Below are 20942 nucleotides of genomic sequence, written 5' to 3'. Positions count from 1 at the left end.
ACAATAAAAATGGAAAAAAAATATATAAAAACCGCTGTTCTGTTTTTAAGTATATTCTTGAATGCAATATGTTTATCATGTGATGGATATTTGGAGAAACCTCCCGGAGTGGATGTTACTGAAGATACGATTTTTTCGTCACCGATACAAATCGATTATTTCGTTGCCGGAACTTATTTTATGGGAGTAAAAAGTGATTTTCCATACTGGAACCAACATGATATGAGTGATATCGGTTCGGGAGCTGCAACAGATGAAGCCGAGATAACCCAGGGGTGGTACTGGTGTCAAGCTCCGTGGAACGCTGGAGGAATGAATCCTAGTAATACAGGGGATCTTAGGTTTGCGACTCACTGGAAAGCTATACGAAGAGCTAATACGATATTGGAACGCATAGATGATGCTCCTTTTCAAGATGATGCTTTCAAACGTCGTGTCAAAGGAGAAGGGTATTGTATCCGAGCACTTAATTATTTTGAGCTGTTTCGTAAATATGGAGGTGTCCCGATTCTTCGTGAACGTGTTGCTTTAGGAGGGGATCTTAAAATTCCACGGAATACGGTTCAAGAGGTCGTTCAATTTATTTTGGATGATTGCAAAGAAGCTATAAGACTTTTACCGAAACCAAATGAGTTAAATACTTCCGAAAGAGGGAGACTCACTAATTTGGCTGCAATGTGTTTGAAAGCCAGGACTTTACTCTATGCTGCGAGTCCCACTTTTAATACAGATAAACCTTATCTGAATTTTGGTGCAAATAATGATCTGATAGTTTTAGGAAATTATGATAAAGAGCGCTGGAAAGCGGCAGCAGATGCTGCTAAAGATGTTCTTGATGAGGCTACCAAGACAGGTGTGGCTCTTGTAAAAGGAAGGAAGGATGAAAGCGGTAAGGATATATCCTATTTATACGTATGGGATAATCCGGATAATGAAGAGGTAATTCTTGCTGATCAGTGTAGAGGAAAAGTCGGTACAGGACACTTTCCATGGAATGGACAAATACCGAGTGTTGTCGGAGGTTCGGGTGGAGGACTTTGTATGACATTTAATTTTGTTATGAAATATGAGAAGAAAGATGGAACTCAGCAGACATGGAATATGAATGGAGGAGATGATCTGATGCAAAAATATGAAGAATTGGATCCTCGTTTCAGACAGACGGCAACTTATCATGGTCAACCTTGGAATTCTACGGATAATCTTTCTATGGACATGTCTCAGACTGGCAATGATAAATGTATTACAGGGCAATATATGCATAAACCGGTACCACTTTCAGTTAGCCGGAGAGATAATGTGCAGGTTGAACCTAAAGGATGTATTTTCAGATTGGCAGAATTCTATTTAAGTTACGCAGAAGCTTTGAATGAATATTATGATACTCCGCCTACAGAGGCTTATGATGCTGTAGACGAAATTCGTAAGCGGGCGGGTATGCCTTCTTTATCTCGGAATCTGACTCAGGAAGAATTCAGAGAAAAAGTGCGGAATGAAAGAGCTATAGAGTTGTGTATGGAAGGACATCGTTTGTTTGATGTCAGACGTTGGGAAATATGTGAACAGGAAGGGATTATGAAAGGCGATATGTACGGAATTAAAATCTATAAGATAGATGGTACGAAAGAATGTCGATATGAACCTTATGTTTTTGAAGTGAGGACTTTCAACCGTAAGATGTATAGGCATCCGTTTTCTACCGGTGAAATGGATAAAGGTTATCTAATTCAAAATCCGGGATATTGATATGGTTATATTTCTTGAACTTTTAAATAGATATTATGAATTCGATGTTTAAATATATAATGTGTTTTGCTTTTCTTTCCATATCTGTTTCCACTTTTGCTGTAAATGACAGTATATGTGCCGAAACTTCCATTGGATACGATGTACAGGAAAGATATAAAACGAGCAGTGCTATTTCTTCTGTCCGTGGAAATGAGCTTTCGAAATCTTTTACTCCTAATTTGCTTAATTCGTTGGCCGGCCGTTTACCGGGACTAACGATTAGTCAAGGTTCGGATGAGGCTGGAGTTATTGATAATAAATTGTTTATACGAGGACTTGGTACTTTTCAGGGATTGACTGAACCTTTGATTGTTATTGATGGCTTTGTAACCCAATATATTGATGGAGATGGATATCTGAGAACACTTTTGTCTCAACTGATGCCGGAGGAAATAGAATCAGTAACTTTATTGAAAGACGCGTCCGCAACGGCAATTTATGGATTGAGAGGGGCTAATGGGGTTTTACTGATAAATACTAAGAGAGGTTTAAATTCTCCGTTAAAAATAAATTTTACTGCACAGATTGGATTCCAACAGCCAACCCGGATGCCGAATTTTTTAGATTCGTATGATTATGCACGTCTTTACAATGAGGCTTATGGTTATGCGAATAATGGTGCTCAGTTTTATGATGAGGATGCTTTGAATGCTTATAAAAATGGTACGGATAAGTATCTGTATCCGAATGTGGATTGGTACGACGAGACCTTACGGAAAACAGCCGAGATGTATAAAGTCGGTTTGAATTTTCAAGGAGGAAATAATATTGTAAAATATTTTGTGTTATTAAATTATTTGGGAAATTCCGGATTACTCAGACGTACGGCTGATATGTCTGATAAAACCAAGAACCAGCATTATAATCGATACAATATCCGTTCTAATATGGATGTGAATATTACAAAAAACTTATCTGCTCATATTACATTGGGAATTGCTATCGAAGACAAAATAACTCCGGGAGGGACAGGTGCCGGTAAGAATACGAATGATCTTTTTAGCCGTATACAACAGCTTCCCCCTAATTCATTTCCTGTAATGAATCCTAATAATTCATGGGGGGGAAGCAGTAATTGGTCTAATCCGTTGGCTAATATTACAGAACGTGGTTATTGGAAACAAAATTCGAGAAATATTAATTCTGCTTTAAGGTTGACGGAGAATTTGGATATGCTGCTTCCCGGACTTAGTGTTTCCGGTGCTATATCTTTTAATAGTTATTATTTGGGATATTCTAATAGATATGCTAATTATGAGTATTATGCGTTAACGGGTAAAGATGTTGAAGGAAAATATTTGTATTCTGAACCTTTTGGTAAAAAAGAACAGTTAACGATTGATGATTCAATGTCCGATCAATGGAGGAATACGACGGTAGAGGGATCATTGAATTATAAAGGTTCTTTTGGCAGAAACGATATAGATGCTTTACTTTTATATTCGTATGAGAATGAGACATACGGACAACAACAACCTTTTATACATGTCGGTATGGGAGCACGTATGACTTATGCATATGCCCGAAAATATATAGGTGAGTTTTCTATGGGATTACAAGCTGCTGAAACGTTTAAAAATGGAAATCGCGCCGGATTTTTCCCGGCAGGGTCTATCGCTTGGGTTATTTCAGAGGAAGATTTTTTGAAAGAAAATAATTTGATAAGACTTTTGAAACTCAGGGCATCATATGGTTTGACCGGAAATGATAAGATTAATGGTGACAGACGCTTTATGTATGATCAGGAATATGGAGGAGCAGACGGGTATAATTTTGGAATTAGTAATAGTAATTTTTCCGGTTTCAGACAGCTTAGATTGGCTAATCCGGATATTTCATGGGAGAAAGATAAAAAGATGAATATAGGATTTGAGGCGAATTTAGGAGGAAAATTGGATCTTTCGTTCGATTATTTTCACAATCGTAGGTCGAGTATCTTATGTTTACCGAATCGGAGTATTCCTTCTTATATGGGAGCAGAATTACCGTATCTGAATATTGGAAAAACTAAAAATACCGGTTTTGAAGCATCTATTACTTATCATGACCGTATCGGTAAAGATTTTGAATATTATATAAAGACAGATATGTGGATGGCCAAGAATGAGATATTATATATGTCTGAAGATATTAGGGCCGAGAATAATGGACATTTGTATAAGACGGGGCATCGTATCAACCAACCTTTTTATTTGGAATCATTGGGGTATTACACACAAGGGGATATTGATAATCCGGACGTTGCAAAACCAACATGGAAAGAGGTTGTTCCTGGAGATTTGAAGTATAAAGATTGGAATGGAGATGGGGTTATCGATAATAATGACAGTGCTCCTTTCGGTTATACGAATATTCCGGAAATAACGCTTGGGATGAATCTCGGATTTTCATATAGGAACATAGATTTCTCGGCATTTTTCCATGCAGCGTTGAATAGGAATGTGTATTTGGATGCTAGTTATTACAAGGCTTTTCAAAACAATGGTTCTGTTTCGGAATTTGCATTGAACCGGTGGACTTCGGACGAGACAGCACATACCGCAACCTATCCCCGGCTTTCTCTTACTAATGAACAAAATAATTATAGAACATCTACTTTTTGGATGCGTAATGGTAATTTTTTGAAATTGAGAGATGTAGAAGTCGGATATACTTTTAAAAATATTATTCCCGCAACAAAAGCCGATTTAAGGGTTTTTGTGAATGGAACCAATCTTTTTGCTGTGGATAATGTTGACGGATATGATTCAGAAAGGATTGGAGGTTATCCTGCAGTAAGAACGGTGAGTTTAGGAGCAAATATTCAGTTTTGATAAATACGAGAAAAAATGAGAAGTACGATAAATAAATATAATCTTATTTTTATGTTGTTCTTGTTTGGAGCATGTTCTGATCTGGACAGAGAATATTCGACCACTATGAATGAAGAGGCGATTGCCGTGGAATATGGCAATTTGCAGAAACAGGTTACTCATCTGTATGCAGGTATGCGTGACGGACATTATTTGATTGATAATGCGATGATGGCTTCGTTAAGTGATGAGGCCGAATATACCTTGCAGGGTAATGCGCAAGTCTTTAATTCCGGTTCTTGGAATCAGTATGTTAATCCGGATGATTTGTGGGCACATTATTATTCTTATATACGTCGTATAAATACCTATTTGGAATCTTCGGAAAAGTTTGAAGTGAATCTGGACGCATATAAATTTGATCCGAGTGAAAACGCACAAGAGATTTATAAAACGCGATTGAAGGATATTGCCAATTGGAAAAAAGAAGCCCGTTTTTTAAGAGCTTATTATCATTTTGAATTGGTAAAACGTTATGGCGGCATTCCGATTATGAAAACAGCTTTACCGTTGGATGCAGATTTTAAAAATATTCATCGAAATACGTTGCAAGAATGCGTTGATTTTATAGTTAATGAATGTTCTATTTTGGGTGGAGAAGGCGAAAATGGTGATGAAGATGCTTTACCAATAACTTATAATAATGATAATTTAGGAAGAGTGACAAGAGGGGCTGCTTTGGCTTTAAAAAGTCGGTTATTGCTATATGCGGCCAGTGATTTGTGGAATACGGATTCATGGGCACAAGGATATTCACATCCCGAACTGGTGACCTTAGAACAGAAAGACCGTAGGGGCAGATGGGCGGAGGCCGCCGCAGCAGCTAAAGCAGTAATTGATTTGTCTGCCGAAGCCGGTTATGGACTAATGGAACGTTATTCGGATTTGGGAAAAGTAACTCAAAGCCCAGAATTGATATTGGTACGACGTATAAGCGGAAATACCAATACGTTTGAAAAATTGAATTTTCCGGCCGGATTTCCTAATGGGGAAGGACGAGTTACTCCTTCACAGAATTTGGTGGATGATTATGAAATGATTGATGGCAGTAAGTTTGATTGGAATAATCCGGAACATGCACTCTCTCCCTATAGTAATCGTGATCCCCGTTTGGCCTTGTCGATATATACCAATGGCTCTTCATTTAAAAATACAACTATAGAAACATTTGAGGGAGGGGCACACAAAAGGATTAAGAACGGGACAATGACCGGATATTATTTGAGAAAGTTTGTAGATTCTAATATCGATTTGATGGTGAATGGTACAAGTAATCATCCCTGGGTGATCTTTCGTATTTCCGAGATTTACTTGAACTATGCTGAGGCTTTGAATGAGAGTAATCCCGGACATCCGGATATTCTGACTTATGTGAATAAAACAAGAGGCCGTTCTGATGTTAAGATGATTCCGATTGGAGATACGGATCAGGATGTGTTACGTAAAAGAATAAGAAATGAGAGACGGATTGAATTAGCTTTTGAGGATCATCGTTTATGGGACGCCCGGAGATGGATGATTGCGACGGATGTGCTTAATGCTGATTTGACAGGTGTTGAGATACGTAAGAATGAAAATGAAACATTTACTTATAAAAAAATCAATGTTGAAAAGAGAGTCTTTTCACCTAAAATGTATTTCTATCCTATACCGGGATCGGTCATTTTGAATGAGCAAGTAATGGCTGCTGGTTGGCCGCAAAATCCATTATGGTAAATTTCTTAACGAATAAAAATATAAAGTATATGAAAAAGATGATATATAGAGCATTGTCATTGTTGCTGGTTATCTTGTTACATGCATGTGAATATAAAGATATTTATGATGCAGGATCTGAATATCCGGTTGATAAAGTATACATAGCGGGGACTTATGAAAGTATTATTTATAAGGTTGATCAGATTGTAGAAACAGAAAATGCTCCGTTTCGTTATAAAATCGATGTGGAGAATAATAAGGTTTTGATACCTTTGGGTATATACCGGTCATCGGTATGGAGTAATAATGATGTGAGTGTTGAATTGGGTATTGATAATGATACGATACCTGCTCTTATCGATTCGGAGGAATTAGTGGGTGAAGATGGTACTATTCCCGAAATTCTGCCTGCAGATAAATATCGGTTGGATACGGAAATACATATTGCAAAGGGAGAAGATTTGGGACAATTGAATTTAACTGTGGATATTCCTTTTTTATTGGATAATCTGGATAAAAGATATGTATTAGGCATAAGGATACTAAATTCGAACGCAGAGATCAATGAAAAAATGAGTCTTATTGTTGTCGACATTACAGCGGGGTTTATAGAGCCTCAACCGGACTTCACTTTCGAAATGGACGAAAAGAAACCATTTGAGGTCTCTTTCTCCAATAAATCTGTTTTCTGCCTGGATTATGAATGGGATTTTGATGACGGGTCGTCAACGGTTAACGAGAAAGAGCCTCAGAAGCATGTGTTTCCCGGGGTTGGAATTTATAATGTAAAACTGACTTCGAAGGGTACGCGTGGAAATCTGGTTACAAAAGAAAAAGTGGTTCATATTTGGGAAGATATTACGGATATCTACATTAAAAATGGTGGAAATCCTTTCCAGAAAGCAGGATTGGTTTCCGGACGTGTTGACTGCCTGAAAGATTGGACCTGTACTGAAAATGTATTGTCGACTTATAATTCGTCTAAAAAGATATATGTAGGCGGTTATCAGGGAGATAATGGTGGAGTGATGGATTTTTATGCAAATAAAGCAACGACGGGTGCATTGGAAAATGCTAAAATTTATCAAACCACGGATTTACCGGAAGGGGCTTATTATGCTGCTTTTGTTCCGTTTAGTTTTGTTGGAAAAAATAATTGTTATTTTGTAGTAGCTAAGGGAGTGGAACTTCCTGATATTGACGATGTGGAAAGTAATCCTAATGTTATTGCTTATCTTCATTGGGATGAAACAATAGAGATAACAAAACAGGGTATGGAATTTGAAGTATTGGCAAGCGGACCTGTGACAATCGGTTTTGTTGTATCTAATGATGAGGGAGGACGTGTCAAAATAAAATCAGTTTCTTTAGCTAAATAATTAAGTAAATGATGGATATTATGTTAAGAAAATATTTTTTATTATATACTGTTGTAGTATTTTTTACTTCTTGTTCTCTTTCTAATAGTTCGAAAATGCAAGAAACCGGAGCTGTAAAATGGCCGGAAATTACGCAGGAGATGAGACCATGGACTCGTTGGTGGTGGTTTGGGAATGTCTTGACTGAGAAAGATATTACAGCTGCCTTGGAATCGTATCGGAAAGCAGGAATAGGAGGGGTTGAAATTACTCCTGTATATGGAGTCAGGGGGGAAGAAAGTAAATTTATTGATTTTCTATCTCCAGAATGGATGGATAAATTAGTGTACACCCTTGCTGAGGCTAAACGCCTTGGCATGGGGGTAGATATGGCGAATACATCCGGATGGCCGTTTGGTGGGCCTTGGGTCGATGAGGATATGGCCTGTAAAAGTATGTTGTCAAAAACGTTTGAATTACAAGAGGGGGAGAGACTGGCTGAGAGAATAGAATATGTCCGTCAACCGCTGGTTTATACTCAAAACGGTTCGAAAGTGAATATTGACGATGTGAAAGAACCTGTCACTGCGAACCGGAATTTGCAAGAGAATTGTTATGCACAGATTTGGTATAAAAAAAGTTTGCCGTTGATTACTGTCACAGCTAATAAGAAGCAGGCAGGGCAAGTTGGGTTTACAGAAACTATAGATCTTACGGATAGGGTGAAAAACGGTTTTTTAGACTGGACTGCTCCTAAGGGAGATTGGTTGATTTGTGCTTTGTTTCAAGGCAATCATGGTAAAATGGTGGAACGTGCGAGCCCTGGTGGTGAAGGGAATGTAATCGATCATTTTTCGGAGCATGCAATCAGTGAATATTTGAAAAAGTTCGACGAAGCATTTGCCGGATATGATTTGAGTTATTTAAGATGTTATTTTAATGACTCTTATGAAGTGGATGATGCAGTTGGATGTGCAAATTGGACTCCGGATTTTCTGAAAGAGTTTAAACGAGTTTGTGGATATGATTTAAAACAATATCTTCCGGCTCTTTTAGGCTTGGCAGATGATGATACTAATAGTAGGGTTTTACACGATTATCGTATGGTTATCTCTGATTTGTTATTAGAACGATTCACTCGAAAATGGCAGTTGTGGGCTGAACATCAAGGAAAAGGTATTCGGAACCAGGCACACGGTTCTCCGGCTAATGCTCTGGATTTGTATGCGGCCAGCGATATTCCGGAAACAGAAGGGAGTACGATTACGGATATAAAAAGTGCTTCTTCGGCTGCTCATTTGATGGGAAAGAAGCTAACGTCAGCAGAATCAGCAACTTTGTTAAATGAACATTTTCAAACCAAATTGGCTGATGTCAAGATTGCCAATGATAAATTTTTATTGGGAGGTGTAAATCATATTTTTTATCATGGTACGGCTTATTCTCCTCAAAATGCTTCTTGGCCGGGATGGCTGTATTATGCAGCGGTACATTTTACTCCATCCAATAGTTTTTGGGATGATTTCGGAGCACTCAATAACTATGTTGCCTGTTCACAAAGCTTTTTGCAGGCAGGAAAACCATCTAACGATTTATTGCTTTATTATGGAATTTCTGACCTTTGGTCTACTCCCGGAAAAGAAATGTTTCATTACTTCCATTCTTTTAAAACGGTAACAATGGATGAATGCGGACGTTATCTCTGGCTAAACGGATATTCATGGGATGCTGTGTCTGACCAACTATTACAAGAGGTAAAAGTCGGGAAAGATGGTGTTTCTGCCGGAGGGAATACATATAAGATGATTGTGGTTCCTAAAATAAAACATATGCCTTTAAAGACATTTGAACGATTGATGGAGTTGGTGAAGGCCGGTGCTACCGTTGCTTTTTATGGTACGCTTCCTTCCGATGTTCCGGGGTTGATTGATTTAGAACACGACAGAAATAAATTGTTCTCTTTGAAAGATAGACTTAGATTTGTAGAAAAGGGGAAAGTGTGTATTGCTCAATATGGAAAAGGCAAATTTATAACCTCAGGGACCATCTCGGATTTGATGAGTGAATCGGGGATTATTTCCGAAAGTATTTGTAAACAGGGATTACAGTGTGTCAGGCGACTAAAAGAAGACGGGAATTTCTATTATTTTATTTTGAATCCTAAAGATAAAGAATTTTCAGATTGGATAACTTTGAATGCGGATTATAAATCGTGTGCATTATATAATCCAATGACTGGAAAAGACGGTTATGCGCGGACGCGTGAGAAGAGTGGGCAGACAGAACTATGGCTTAGTTTGAAACCCAATGAATCGATGGTAGTTGAAACATTCAGTCAAAAGTATACGGGTGATTTGTATCCTTATTATACACCGATAGGCGAAGAGGTTATTTTGAATAATAATTGGACGATTTCTTTTGTGAAAGGTGGTCCTGTACTACCGGAAGCGAGAAATGTTACAGAATTGGAGTCATGGACAGAATATGGAGAAGACTACGCAGCTTTTTCTGGGACAGCTGAATATACAACTCGTATACCAGCATTACCGGGAAAAGCAGATGCTTGGTTACTTCATATAGAGCATCTGTATGAGAGTGCTGCGATATACGTGAATAATAAATATCTGGGAACTCTTTTTAATGCTCCATATACAATAGAGATACCAGCTTCTGTATTGAAAGGAAATGATGAACTGAAAATTAAAGTATCCAACCTTATGGCAAATCGTATTTCTTATATGGATAAAAGAGGATTGGAATGGAAGATTTTTTATAATGCGAACATCGATTCAAAAGGACGAATGAACGTTGGAAAGGATGGGAAATTTGACGCAGGAAACTGGTCTCCCCGGCCGTCAGGAATCTCGGGTAAAGTTATATTAAGGCCGCTTTCTTGTATCAAATAGTGGCAAGTATAAAGTTATAATCATTCGTATAGTTCACATTAAGATAAAAAATGTTATATGCTTATGAAGTCAATAATTTACTGGTCTGCATTGTTGTCAAGTACATTAATTGTTCCCCAATGTACAAATTACCAAAAAACAACTCAAAAAGATGATATTTTGAGAGAGCGAGACCTTGCTTATAAAGACAGTTTTTCCGCATCTGCTTATTATGAAGACCTCTATAACAGTACTGAAATGAAGTATGCATTTAAAGGTACGACATCTGAGGAAGTCGATGTTTGGCAGACAGAATTTAGAGATAAATTAAAAGAAAGATTAGGGATCAGTCAGTTAGAAAAGCAGTTGGCTTCATTTAAAATTAAAGCCAGGAAAATCAATTCTGAAGATATCGGATATGCTGTTAGAGAGAGATGGGAAATATGGACTGAACCGACTGTTCCCCTGCCGTTTGTGCTTTTATTACCTAAAAATAAAGAAGGAAACCTGCCTTTAATGATAACACCGCACGGACATGGGAAAAATACGGAAACCTACGCCGGAATATATCTCTCTGAGCAGGAGCGTATTGAGGGTGAGATTGGCGAAAGAAATGTTGCTGTACAAGCAGTGCAGAACGGTTTTATTGCCATAGCTCCTACTTCAAGAGGATTCGGAAAGACACGTACTTCGGAAGATAAGGCAAAGGATGTACCATATTCTTGTCGTACGCTATTAATGCAAGACTTATTGGTTGGGCGAACTCCTATAGGTGATAGAGTGTGGGATATTTCTAAGTTGATAGATTGGGCATTGGCAGAGCTGCCCGTTGATAAGTCTAATATTATTGTTTCTGGTAATTCGGGAGGTGGGACGACGACTCTTTTTGCCGGAGCATGCGATACTCGTATTTCGATGTCGATTCCATCTTCCTATTTTTGTACTTTTACAGGGAGTATTGGAGCAATGTATCATTGTGACTGTAATTATGTTCCGGGAATATTGGAGTATGGTGAAATGTCTGATATCGCAGGGTTGATAGCCCCTCGCTTTTTTTGTACTTTGAATGGAAAAGACGATACAATGTTTCCTCTCAAAGAAACTCAGAAAGCTTTTATAAATCTGAAGAAAATATATACGGCTGCCGGTGTTCCGGATAATTGCGAACTTTACATTGGCAATGGAGGGCATCGCTATTACAAAGAAGGTGCATGGAATTTTATAAATAAACATTTATTGAAATAACAAATGTTTATAAAAGATAGTTGAATTACTTATAGTATAAATCAATCTTAAGATAGTAGTAGAAAATTTATACTATAAGTAATTTCTATTTGGAGGTGATAATAAAAAGTTATAGCACATAAATAGAAACGATTGGCATAGCCCATAAACTAAGCATATCTTTGCAGCCGAAAAAATAATTAAATAATAAAGATATGGCTTTAGCAATTACAAGAACATTAAAGGCAAATAATAAAACTGTTTATGTGTCTTTACTTTCTATTTTAACTTTTTTCTTGTTGTTAGACTACATTCCAGGAATGCATGCCCTTTCCGCATGGGTAACCCCTCCTTTAGCTCTCTTTTTAGGATTAGCATTTGCATTGATCTGTGGGCAGGCACATCCAAAGTTTAATAAGAAAACCTCAAAATATTTATTGCAATATTCAGTAGTCGGTTTGGGGTTTGGTATGAATCTTGATTCTGCTTTAGCTTCCGGTAAAGAAGGTATGGAGTTCACAATTATTTCTGTTATTGGTACCTTACTGATCGGGTGGTTTATTGGTCGCAAGGTATTGAAGCTGGATCGTAATACCTCCTATTTGATCAGTTCCGGTACTGCTATTTGTGGAGGGAGTGCTATTGCTGCTGTTGGACCGGTGGTGAAAGCAAATGATAGTGAAATGTCTGTGGCATTAGCTACCATTTTCATTCTAAACGCAATTGCATTGTTTATCTTTCCGGTTATTGGTCACGCTTTGGGTATGAGCCAGCATGAATTCGGAACATGGGCTGCCATTGCTATTCATGATACGAGTTCTGTTGTTGGAGCAGGAGCAGCGTACGGTGAAGAAGCTTTGAAGGTAGCTACTACTATAAAATTGACTCGTGCTCTTTGGATTATTCCGATGGCATTTGCAACTTCGTTTATATTCAAAAGCAAGGGACAAAAAATAAGTATTCCCTGGTTTATTTTCTTCTTTGTACTGGCTATGATAGTAAATACTTATCTCTTAGGTAGTATTCCGGAGTTAGGGTCTGCTATTAATGGCTTGGCTCGTAAAACTTTGACTATAACCATGTTTTTCATAGGTGCTTCTCTTTCTATGGATGTAGTAAGATCGGTAGGGTTAAAGCCATTGATTCAAGGTATATTGCTGTGGGTTGTTATTAGCTGTAGTACACTGGCATATATTTATTGGTTTTAAGAAGGTTGATCAGCTATTGATTGATAAAAAAGGATAAAAACAAAAGGCTGTGCAGGGATTACTAATCCAATTGCGCAGCCTTTAATTTTCAATCTTTAATTTTACTTATGTTCTTTCAGTTTTTCAAATATTAATGCTTCAAGTTCTTCTGCCAATTCCGGATTGTCGGCGATACACTGTTTAGCAGCGTCACGTCCTTGTCCCAGTTTAGTATCATTGTAACTATACCATGAACCACTTTTCTTAATGATTCCCATATCAGCTCCCAGATCGATCACTTCACCGGAACGGGAAATACCTTCGCCGAACATGATATCGAACTCTGCTTTACGGAAAGGAGGTGCCACTTTATTCTTCACTACTTTCACCTTAGTCTGTTTACCGATAACTTCTTCGCCATCTTTTATTTGTTGAGAACCACGGATGTCCAAACGTACAGAGGCATAGAATTTTAATGCGTTACCACCGGTAGTCGTTTCCGGATTACCAAACATTACACCGATTTTCTCACGCAACTGATTGATGAAAATACAAGTAGTGCGGGTTTTGCTTACTGCAGAAGTTAGTTTACGTAGTGCTTGAGACATCAAACGTGCCTGTAAGCCAACTTTGTTATCCCCCATATCGCCTTCAATTTCGGCTTTCGGTGTTAACGCTGCCACAGAGTCCACAACGATAATGTCAATGGCAGAAGAACGGATTAACTGCTCGGCTATTTCTAATGCCTGTTCTCCGTTATCCGGTTGAGAGATAAAGAGATTGTCTACATCTACTCCCAACTTTTCTGCGTAGAAGCGGTCGAACGCATGTTCAGCATCAATAAATGCTGCAATACCTCCTGCCTTTTGTGCCTCAGCAATGGCGTGGATGGCCAGAGTTGTTTTACCGGAAGATTCCGGACCATAGATTTCAATTATTCTACCACGTGGATAACCACCTACGCCAAGAGCTGCGTTTAATGCGATTGATCCGGTAGGGATAACCTCCATTTCTTCTACAACTTCGTCACCCATTTTCATGATAGAACCTTTGCCGAAGCTCTTTTCTATCTTGTCCATGGCAGCCTGTAAGGCTTTTAGTTTTTCGCTTGATGCCATATTATTTCCTGTTTCAAAATTAAGTTCGTCTTTCTTTGCCATACTATTTTAGTAGTTAGTAGTTAGAATTTAGTAGTCAGTATACTGACTGATTAGTCTTTATTTACTAAAATTTGAGCGGCGTGTTCTTTGGTTTTCACCTCTTTAGGTCCAATGATCCGTTCTATAATTCCTTCTTCGTTAATAAGGAAAGTAGTACGGAAGGTTCCCATGTATGCACGCCCATACAGTTTTTTTTCTCCCCATACACCGAATTCTTCTACCAATCTTTTGTCTGTATCGGCTATGAGAGTGAAGGGTAATTCGTTTTTAGCTATAAACTTCTGGTGTGATTTCTCATCATCTACACTTACACCGATCACTTCGTAACCGGCTTTACGCAGTTCTGAGTAATTGTCACGCAAGCTACAAGCCTGCGCTGTACATCCGGAAGTATTATCTTTTGGATAAAAGTAGATTACGATTTTCTTTCCTCTATAATTGCTGAGACGGATTTCCTCTCCTTTTTCGTTTACTCCTAATATTTCGGGAGCTTTATCTCCAACGTTTAATCCCATACTATTTTATAACTCTAAATCACCATCAAATACTTCATGCCAGGGCAATCCCTGTTTATTCAGTTGATCCATGAACGGATCCGGATCAAACTCTTCTACATTATTCACACCCGGACGTTTCCACTCTCCTTTGAAGAACATCATAGCACCGATCATTGCCGGTACACCGGTAGTGTAACTGACTCCCTGCATACCAGTTTCCTTGTAAGCTTCCTGATGGCTACAATTGTTGTATACATAGTATGTGCGTTCTTTGCCATCCTTCAATCCCCGGATACGACAACCAATGGAAGTTTCGCCCTCGTAATTTTCGCCCAGTTCCTGTGGGTTAGGCAATACGGCTTTGAGGAATTGTAACGGGATGATTTCTACGCCATTGTAATTGATTGGATCAATACGGGCCATACCAATATTCTGAATTACGCGCAGGTGAGTCAGATATTCCTGACCGAAAGTCATCCAGAAGCGTGCACGCTTGATCGTAGGGAAATGTTTTACCAATGACTCCAACTCTTCATGATAGAGCAGATATGAATCGCGCGGACCGATATTGGGATAGGTAATATCTTTGTGAATCTCAAGTGGCCCGGTAGTTACCCATTTACCATCTTGATAATAACGTCCGTTTTGGGTGATTTCACGGATATTAATTTCCGGATTGAAATTAGTGGCAAACGCTTTATGATGATTACCTGCATTACAGTCTACGATGTCCAGATACTGAATTTCGTCGAAATAATGTTTAGCTGCATATGCCGTATAGATTCCACTTACACCCGGATCAAAACCACAACCCAAGATAGCTGTCAGCCCGGCTTCTTTGAAACGATCGTGGTAAGCCCATTGCCAGCTATATTCAAAATGAGCTTCATCTTTGGGCTCATAGTTCGCAGTATCCAGATAGTTCACTCCAGCTTTCAGACAAGCTTCCATAATGGTCAGGTCTTGATAGGGGAGGGCAACATTGATAACCATTTCCGGTTTGAAGTCATTGAATAAAGCTACCAGCTCGTCTACGTTATCAGCATCTACTTTGGCTGTTTTTATATTAGGGTTACCAATGGCTTTCACGATGTCATCACATTTGGATTTAGTGCGGCTGGCAATCATAATGTCAGTAAATACATCGGCATTTTGTGCCACTTTGTGCGCAACGACGGTACCTACACCGCCCGCACCGATAATAAGAACTCTACCCATTTCTTTTATATGAGAATTAAAAATTAAGAATTTAAGACTTGTTTAAGGAACAAATATACGGTATTATTTTTATAAAATCATTCCCTCTTTCCTTATTTATTTATAACGAAGCAACGTGCCACTTTCAAATTCAAGAATTTTACGGGCGTACAACCAGCTTTCAAAACGGGTGTCCTGTTTAAATTCTATTTGGATGGGATTGCCCAATGCCAGACGACATTCATCTGTAGTCATACCCTCCTTTATTTTACCTTGGGCAATTAGTTTCCAATTCTCTTCTGTGATGTAAGGGTACTGTTTCCGGATATTTCCAAACGCGAAGATATCTTCTATGTAATTCTCGTTTTTGGTAATTATATCATATTTCAGATCTACTTCAGTCTCATAAATACTTCCGTTTGCATCTTCCAGAGTTAGCATAGCCACTGTTTTTGGAAGTTCTACGGAAATATCTTTTATCTGCAACGGAGTGTAACGTAGTAGGCGTACTTCTAATGCTGTGGTATTTCCTTCTACTTTCATGTTGCATTTTGTACTCATTGTTTGTTTGGGATAGACGGACATGCCGATGTATTTGTTTTTTAAGTTTTCAAGTGTTAATGCGTTTTGATTATTGAATGAGAATGTGTTTGGAAAATATTTAGTTTTCTTATCTGCCTGAAAGTCCGCCTTATCCATGCCGGAATTTGTCCTGGATAAAGCTACCTCAACATAATATGAATTACCTTTTGTGTCTTCAAAAACAATTTTTACCGGATAGGCTTTACTGCCTACTCCTATATTTGTGATTGTAACTTTTTCATTTTCGGCAATTTGTACTGTCTTATAGCCTGAATAGCTATTACTGTCGTCTATCCGTGCACTGGTGATGTGAGTGTAAACAACTTTGCCGATAAGTAATTCTCGTGCCTTGTCTACATCGGGTAAATAGACCAGTCCACTAATGTTGGCACGTGGGTTTTGCTCACAAATATCATTAAGGCGTAGGTTTTTGAATTCGGAATAATACTTCTTTCCTTCGCAGTTAAAGATGAAGCGGGTAGAGTAATTGATACCCACGTAGGTCTCCTTTTCTTTCTCTTCTGTACCCTGAAACTCGAAAATTTTGTGTTTAAGCTTATTGCTGTCCACTTCTTTTTCTGTTTCGTAAGAGTTGAAGATTGGAATAAAAAGCTCATTGCCATCAGGAATAAACATGAATTTTAATCCGGGTGTCCATTTACATAGGAGTTGCAACGGAAAGTTGTTTTCAATGAATTGTTCTTCTTCGCTCATGCTACTACTTTTTTGCTGAGGCGTCGTCACAAGATAATCATTCTGAGCTGTAATGGTTACAATTCTCAGAATAAGGCAGAGGAGAATAAATGTAATTCTTTTCATCTTCATTTGTATTTCATGAACCATTGAATTGTCTGTTCTGTTAATATTAAATTAGACAAATGTATGAACTTTATGTTATTTTTGATATATTTGCGCCCATATTTAACTTAAACGTTATTGAATAATGAAAAAAGTATTAGTTTCTATTTTCATTGCAGGTGCAGCACTTGCAATGTCATCTTGCCGCTCTTCCAAAGAGGCGACTTCTTTATCTTCTATGAATGGTGAATGGAACATTGTTGAGATAAACGGTACAGCTGTCGTACCAGGTCAAGGTCAGCAGATCCCTTTTATAGGCTTTGATACTACCACTGGAAAAGTATATGGTTACACCGGATGTAATCGTTTAATTGGATCAATTGATGTGAATGCGAAAGCAGGTACAATTGATTTGGGAGCATTGGGCAGTACTCGTATGGCTTGTCCGGACATGACCCTTGAACAGAATGTATTGAGTACTTTGGGACAGGTGAAGGGATATAAAAAAATGGGGAAAGCAACAATGGCTCTCTGTAATGCTTCCGATCGTCCTGTTGTTATACTTCAAAAGAAAGCTGCCGATGTGAAAGTGACTGATTTGAAGGGTGAATGGAACATTACGGAAGTGAATGGAGAAGCAGTTCCTACAGGTATGGAGAAACAGCCTTTCATTGCTTTTGATGTGAAAGAACAGAGAATTCATGGCAATGCCGGATGCAACCTGATCAATGGTGGTTTCAAAACGGAGGAGGGGAATGCTCTTTCAATTTCTTTCCCTGCTGTAGCATCTACCATGATGGCATGTCCTGATATGGAAACCGAAGGCAAAATTATGAGTGCCCTGAATGAAGTGAAATCGTTTGGTAAACTTGCCGGTGGTGGAATTGGCTTGTATGATGCGAATAATACTTTAGTATTGGTGCTTACCAAGAAATAGAGAGAAGTATATATTAAATAAGTATAGTGTAGCCTCGGATGAACAAATGTTGTACATCCGGGGCTATGTGTTTATGTCTGAATATAAGGAAGGTAGATGGCTTTTGCCTTAGAGAAGTACTCTTTTCTTTGGTGAGAAGCAATGTACGACATGTGCATCTCGTACAGCGCGACATGTGCATCTCGTGCAGTACGACATGTGCATCTGGTACAGTACGACATGTGCATGTCGTACATCGTTCCTTACCAACCTTGTACAGGTTGAGTCCTATCATACGCTATGAAGGTCTTACTGAAGTATTGCTTTATCCTTTTTATCCTTTATTTTTTAGTATGATCCAGATAATGACTGGAGCACCAAAGAGGGCTGTCACGGCATTGACGGGGAGTGTACCTTGAAAACCAGGCATTTGTGAAATAAGGTCACATATTAATAGGATGATGGCTCCGCACAGCATAGAAGCCGGAAGAATAATCCGGTGATTAGGAGTCTGGAATAATCCGCGGGCAATATGAGGCATTGTAATCCCAATAAAAGCAATTGGTCCGGTGAAAGCCGTTGAAGTGCCTGCTAATAGTGCTGTAGCGAGAATAATCCATAAACGTAGTTGGGTGACAGAAATACCCAGTCCGCTGGCGTAGTTTCTACCTAAGAGCAATACATTCAACTGTTTTTGCAAAAGTAGCGCCAGAAAGATTCCACTGATAATGATGGGAGCCATTACTGCCATTTGTCCCCAACCGACAGAAGACAGGCTACCGAATGTCCAGGTAATGAATAGTTTCAGTGTGTCCGGATTGCTCATGCTTTGCAGAATACTTACTATTGCTCCGGCAAAATAACCGAACATCATGCCTATTATTAACAAAGAGACAGTCTGCGGTATGCGAATGGACACGATTATAACCAACAATAGTACACATACTGCTCCAATAATAGCAGCCATAACCTGTCCCCATCCGGTAATGAGCCAAAGGGGAAGGGTAGAAGTTCCTAATGTAAGTAAGGCAACTCCCAGGCTGGCACCGGAAGTAACTCCCAATACGTCGGGGCCTGCCAATGGATTATGAAACAGTGTTTGCATCAGTACGCCGGCTACGGAGAGGGCTCCTCCCGCCAGTATGGCAGTAATAGCTTTAGGTAGCCGGTGATTTAATATGATTTCATGATAAATAAGATTATCGCTGTTTCCTGTTAAGGTTGCCCACACATCAGATAATGACAGGTTGACACTGCCAATAGCGATATCGGCCAAAAAAGCACAAATCAGCAATCCGCCTAACAAAAAAAACAGAGGATAATTTTTCATTATTTCAGTCGTTCGTAATAGGTTAGTTCGTATTCAGATAAGAGGCTGGGATGGCAGATTTTAATCATGTCATTCAGTAGCAAGTCAGGACGTGCAACTCCGCTTTCCCAGTAGTCATTTCCCCCGGTAGCATTTATTCGTTTGTTTGTGTTGTACACGTTGCCTTCTTTGTAGGCTTTGAAAAGTTTGTATTTGCTATCTGTTTTTCCTAATTCTTCAAGTGAAGAAGTCTGTACACCTATCCATATATCCGCTTGGTTGAAGTTCACTAATACCTCTTCTATATTGCTGGGGATGCTGGTGCTGGTTGAATCTTGTGAGTATTTGTACGAGGCTCCGGCATCACGAAACAATTGGGCTGTATAACTTTTACCACCTGGTAATGACCAGGTACCGCGATAATCCTGTCCGGAGAAGATAGATGGAGCATATGAGAGTACCAGTGCTTTCATCTTTGAATCGTTATAGCGTTGTTCTATTCCCGTATATATACTGTCAGCCAGTGCTTCTTTATCAAAAAAGGCTCCGATAAATTTAATCCATTCGGCACGTCCCAGCAAAGTTGGTTCTTGCCACTCTATATTATATATAATATTAAGTCCTGTTTGCCGCATTCGTTTGCTATTTTCATCTTCGGTATTATAAGCAGTAGTCATGACAGCTTGTGGATGGAGTAGGAGCAGGTTCTCTATATCGAGATTGAAAGCATCTCCCAAATCTTTAATTTGTCCTTTTTCTACTCCCTTTAGAATAGTCGGATTATAAATATAATCAGAATTGCATACTCCCGTCACTTTGTCAAGTTCTCCTAACAGTTCGAGGAAGCCGAGGTGGGTAGCTGAATTTGTCATCAGGCTCTTTAACGGAATAGTAATCTTATGTCCGTCTTCGGGCACTGCAATTGTCTCATCTTTAACGAGATAATATTTATCATATATTTCTCCTGGTTTCCAGGGGTTATATACAGTAACAATAGTATAAGTGTCGGTGTGTGCTATACCGAAACCTTGGGCTTGTGACAGAGAAACGGGAGTACCATCCTGTAGCACTGTTTCCTTTTTTGTTTTTCCGCCACAGGCTGTCAACAAAACAAAAAGGCAGATGTATAAAATACGGTTTGTCATATCAGGGTTGTATAAATTAGAAATTAGTAGTTGGTAGTTAGTAGTTAGAATCCTTGCGGCGTAATAGTATTGATATGCCGAAAGGATTCTAACTACTAACTACCAACTTCTAACTTCCAACTACAAAGATAAGAATTTATTTTTTCCATCGAACCAGAGCCGGTTACATTTGTTGTATGAAGCAATCATGCTTGCAGCCCTGTGCCTGCTGCGGCAGCTTCTAACGTTAAAAACTGTCGTTTTGGCAGAAAATATGTCACTAACTAATGTAATTTCCTTTTGGCACACGGTTTGTTTTTTAGTCGTCGTCCGTTTGAAAGATATCCTTGAAAAAAGGCACTGAACG

14 protein-coding genes are annotated in these 20942 nt (G+C 38.8%); 8 read left to right on the top strand and 6 right to left on the bottom strand.

Annotated elements, in window-relative coordinates; genetic code table 11:
* Positions 1 to 9 precede the first annotated feature (9 nt).
* The 7 genes from ACESQI_RS06755 (at position 10) to ACESQI_RS06725 (ending at position 13013) form a co-directional block, all read left to right on the top strand.
* Positions 10 to 1746, top strand: a complete 1737-nt coding sequence (locus ACESQI_RS06755) for a RagB/SusD family nutrient uptake outer membrane protein (RefSeq protein ID WP_002561990.1) — start codon at positions 10 to 12, stop codon at positions 1744 to 1746.
* A 44-nt stretch (positions 1747 to 1790) separates the two neighbouring features.
* Positions 1791 to 4601: a TonB-dependent receptor gene (locus tag ACESQI_RS06750; RefSeq protein ID WP_234130349.1), complete on the top strand. Its 2811-nt coding sequence runs from the start codon at positions 1791 to 1793 to the stop codon at positions 4599 to 4601.
* Positions 4602 to 4616: 15 nt separating this feature from the next.
* Complete coding sequence (locus ACESQI_RS06745; protein ID WP_025867718.1) at positions 4617 to 6356, top strand: RagB/SusD family nutrient uptake outer membrane protein; 1740 nt, start codon at positions 4617 to 4619, stop codon at positions 6354 to 6356.
* A 29-nt stretch (positions 6357 to 6385) separates the two neighbouring features.
* A complete protein-coding gene (locus ACESQI_RS06740; RefSeq protein ID WP_025867719.1) occupies positions 6386 to 7717 on the top strand; it encodes a DUF5013 domain-containing protein in 1332 nt (443 codons plus the stop codon).
* Positions 7718 to 7812: 95 nt separating this feature from the next.
* Positions 7813 to 10602: a glycosyl hydrolase gene (locus tag ACESQI_RS06735; RefSeq protein WP_373125597.1), complete on the top strand. Its 2790-nt coding sequence runs from the start codon at positions 7813 to 7815 to the stop codon at positions 10600 to 10602.
* Between the two features lie 63 nt (positions 10603 to 10665).
* The gene (locus ACESQI_RS06730; RefSeq protein ID WP_229127691.1) at positions 10666 to 11826 is read left to right on the top strand and encodes an alpha/beta hydrolase family protein; all 1161 of its coding nucleotides are present in this window, start codon (positions 10666 to 10668) and stop codon (positions 11824 to 11826) included.
* 194 nt (positions 11827 to 12020) lie between these two features.
* Positions 12021 to 13013 carry a YeiH family protein gene (locus ACESQI_RS06725; RefSeq protein WP_195661022.1) on the top strand — a complete coding sequence of 331 codons (993 nt, stop codon included), beginning with the start codon at positions 12021 to 12023 and terminating at the stop codon, positions 13011 to 13013.
* 101 nt (positions 13014 to 13114) lie between these two features.
* On the opposite strand, the gene recA is transcribed toward ACESQI_RS06725, so the two are convergent.
* The 4 genes from recA to ACESQI_RS06705 all read right to left on the bottom strand — a co-directional run bounded on the left by recA (position 13115) and on the right by ACESQI_RS06705 (position 17247).
* On the bottom strand, positions 13115 to 14152 hold the full coding sequence (gene recA, locus ACESQI_RS06720) for a recombinase RecA (protein WP_002561983.1): 1038 nt from the start codon (positions 14150 to 14152) through the stop codon (positions 13115 to 13117).
* Between the two features lie 50 nt (positions 14153 to 14202).
* Complete coding sequence (gene bcp, locus ACESQI_RS06715) at positions 14203 to 14667, bottom strand: thioredoxin-dependent thiol peroxidase (RefSeq protein ID WP_002561982.1); 465 nt, start codon at positions 14665 to 14667, stop codon at positions 14203 to 14205.
* 6 nt (positions 14668 to 14673) lie between these two features.
* Positions 14674 to 15867 carry a saccharopine dehydrogenase family protein gene (locus tag ACESQI_RS06710; protein WP_002561981.1) on the bottom strand — a complete coding sequence of 398 codons (1194 nt, stop codon included), beginning with the start codon at positions 15865 to 15867 and terminating at the stop codon, positions 14674 to 14676.
* A 96-nt stretch (positions 15868 to 15963) separates the two neighbouring features.
* On the bottom strand, positions 15964 to 17247 hold the full coding sequence (locus ACESQI_RS06705) for a hypothetical protein (protein ID WP_373125596.1): 1284 nt from the start codon (positions 17245 to 17247) through the stop codon (positions 15964 to 15966).
* A 124-nt stretch (positions 17248 to 17371) separates the two neighbouring features.
* Here ACESQI_RS06705 and ACESQI_RS06700 point away from each other — a divergent pair, with 124 nt between their 5' ends.
* Positions 17372 to 18163, top strand: coding sequence for an META domain-containing protein (locus tag ACESQI_RS06700; RefSeq protein ID WP_195661020.1), 792 nt, complete (start codon positions 17372 to 17374; stop codon positions 18161 to 18163).
* 313 nt (positions 18164 to 18476) lie between these two features.
* Here ACESQI_RS06700 and ACESQI_RS06695 read toward each other — a convergent pair whose 3' ends face one another.
* Together ACESQI_RS06695 and ACESQI_RS06690 are read right to left on the bottom strand one after the other, a co-directional pair.
* Positions 18477 to 19472, bottom strand: a complete 996-nt coding sequence (locus tag ACESQI_RS06695; RefSeq protein ID WP_002561978.1) for an iron ABC transporter permease — start codon at positions 19470 to 19472, stop codon at positions 18477 to 18479.
* On the bottom strand, positions 19472 to 20596 hold the full coding sequence (locus tag ACESQI_RS06690) for an ABC transporter substrate-binding protein (RefSeq protein ID WP_320908334.1): 1125 nt from the start codon (positions 20594 to 20596) through the stop codon (positions 19472 to 19474). Before ACESQI_RS06690 ends, ACESQI_RS06695 begins: the two co-directional genes overlap by 1 nt.
* Positions 20597 to 20942 lie beyond the last annotated feature (346 nt).

This window comes from Bacteroides sp. HPS0048 (genome assembly GCF_964240755.1).
Classification (GTDB): domain Bacteria; phylum Bacteroidota; class Bacteroidia; order Bacteroidales; family Bacteroidaceae; genus Bacteroides; species Bacteroides nordii.
Note: the sequence above shows the minus strand (reverse complement) of the source record. Positions and strands in the feature narration are given on the sequence as shown.